Origin of the sequence: Roseovarius sp. D0-M9, assembly GCF_037083805.1 — a bacterium.
Taxonomy (GTDB): domain Bacteria; phylum Pseudomonadota; class Alphaproteobacteria; order Rhodobacterales; family Rhodobacteraceae; genus Roseovarius.
Genome location: NZ_JBAPKZ010000100.1, coordinates 1 through 2146 on the forward strand (window position 1 = coordinate 1; position 2146 = coordinate 2146).

At 56.8% G+C, this 2146-nt stretch carries 1 protein-coding gene; it reads left to right on the plus strand.

Annotation, left to right across the window (positions count from 1 at the left end; all coding sequences use genetic code 11):
• Positions 1-1889, plus strand: a 1889-nt coding sequence (locus V8352_RS21560) for a GtrA family protein (RefSeq protein WP_336426309.1), incomplete at its 5' end; no start/stop codon positions are given.
• Positions 1890-2146 lie beyond the last annotated feature (257 nt).

Below are 2146 nucleotides of genomic sequence, written 5' to 3' on the forward strand. Positions count from 1 at the left end.
ATGGCACGCGCCAGCTATCTGGGGAGCGCACGTGCCATGGCGCTTGGCACCCCGCCACTGGCCTGGTTTTGCGCCGCCACGTGGCCGGTTTTGTCTCCGCCGTTGACAGCTCGATGGGAATCACACCGCTTCACGCGAACCTTGCCGGTTTTTGCTGTGCTCTCTTATTCTCTTACGTCGGCCATGCTCGCTTCACCTTCGGTGTTGGGCTTAACTCGGGTACGCAAATCTTGCGCTTTTTTTGTATCGCTATTGTTGGCTTGGCAATAAGCAGTGGAACAGTCTGGTCCGCCGAGGTGCTAAACCTCAGTTTTGGTGCTGCAATGACGGCTGTCGCAATTGTTGTGCCAATTTTTTCTTATGTTGCCCTACGTCTGTGGGTATTTGAGACGGTTGCGCGGAAGTGCGGGGGGGATTGGATCGGAATTGGCCTGTCGGGCGCGCTGGCTTTGGGTGTGCTGGTGCTGTTCTGGGGGAGGATGCTCAACCACGACACCGCCTGGTATCTGATTGCAACGCGCAGCTGGTTGGGCGGAGCCGAACTTTACGTCGAGTTGATCGAGGTGAACCCCCCACTCAACTTCTATTTCACCTTGCCTGCCATTTGGCTTGCCGACCTATTCGGGATCAGCGACACCAATGGTGAATATCTTGCGATGGCGATATTGATTTTCGCCATCCTGTATTGGTGCAGTATGATCTCGAGCTTAGAGCTTGGCTTGTCGTACAGACGGCGCGCGTTGTTATTGTGTGGGATTGCCGTGGCGCTGGTTTTGCCCGCGTTGGACAATTTCGGCCAGCGCGAACAAGTAATGGTGCTCCTGACCCTGCCGTGGCTACTGGGCGAGTTGCCCTCGACGCCGCCGCCGATCAGGCGTCAAATCGCCCGGGCCTTAGTCGCGGCACTGGGTATTTGCCTGAAACCGCATTTTCTCGTTTTTCCGCTCGCGATCTCAACATTGAAAGCGCTGCAACAGCGATCACTGCGGCCGCTCTTTTCGGCCGCGAATCTGACCTTTTTCGTAGTCGGACTGGCATATATATGCTCCGTCGCGCTCGTGCACCCCGTCTATCTGTCTCAGATCGTGCCGAATGCTCAGGAGGTCTACGGTGCCTATGGCGCGCCATTCTATACAGTGTTTTCCCGGGTATCACTTGAATTGCTCTTGGTGGTGCTCCTCTTGCTTGTCGTGTTTTCTGGACGCGTTCGCCAGCGAGAAGCCGGTCTGGTCGCGGCGGTATCGATCGCCGGGCTTGGCTCCTATTTTCTGCAGGGCACGGGCTTCAGCTATCATGTGATCCCGTTCCGCTCCTTCACGGTTATCGCCTGCTTCTTTGTTATCCTCAAAAGCTCTCGGCCAAATGTGGGCGCGATTGCTGCCGCGATCGTCATTGCTGCGCTGACCATCCACGGCATCAAGCGTGGCTTCTACCGCAACCCTCACGCATTGCAGATCGCCGATGTGGTGCGGGAACGGGGCCCAGCTGACAGTCTGATGGTGCTGAGTTCCCATGTCTACGCCGGTCCCCCCGCCGCGCTCGCGAGCGGGGCCAGTTGGATCAGCCGGTACCCGGCAAACTGGCTCGTTCCCGGTGCTATGAACCGTCTTGCGAATACTGATTGCTCGCGCAATGCCGAAACCTGTTACCTCCTCGAAGCCATTGCAAATAGCAATCGGGCAGACAACGTGGCGGATATAGCCGCGGCCAAGCCCGACATTCTGGTCTTTGATTTGCGTTCGGGATACTTCGATGAAGTCGGTTTTTCATGGGAGGCGTTCTTGGCGGAGCACGCCATGTGGGCGCAGATTATCAGCGAGTATTCCCAACTCAAAAGCACTGATCGTTTTGCATTTTACTATAGAACTCCGGAAGCGGATCAAAAATGAAGAATGTTGGGCCGTCTGATTAACGCGTTCGGCTACGCCGAGATGGCTGGTTGATCGCCTTGACAGGCACCGGGCGAGGTTTTCTGGGTGGATCTGGCATTATCAAGCCCGCCGGAGGGGCGGTTTGGCAGTTTTCGGGCAGACTCCTCCTAACAGGCTGCTGAAAAAGGCCGGTCTCGACGCGGTTGCGAGAACATGATTCACTTCTGGCACGGTAGCGGCAGTGAGGGTGACGATGCGCGGGACGGACGAAGTGA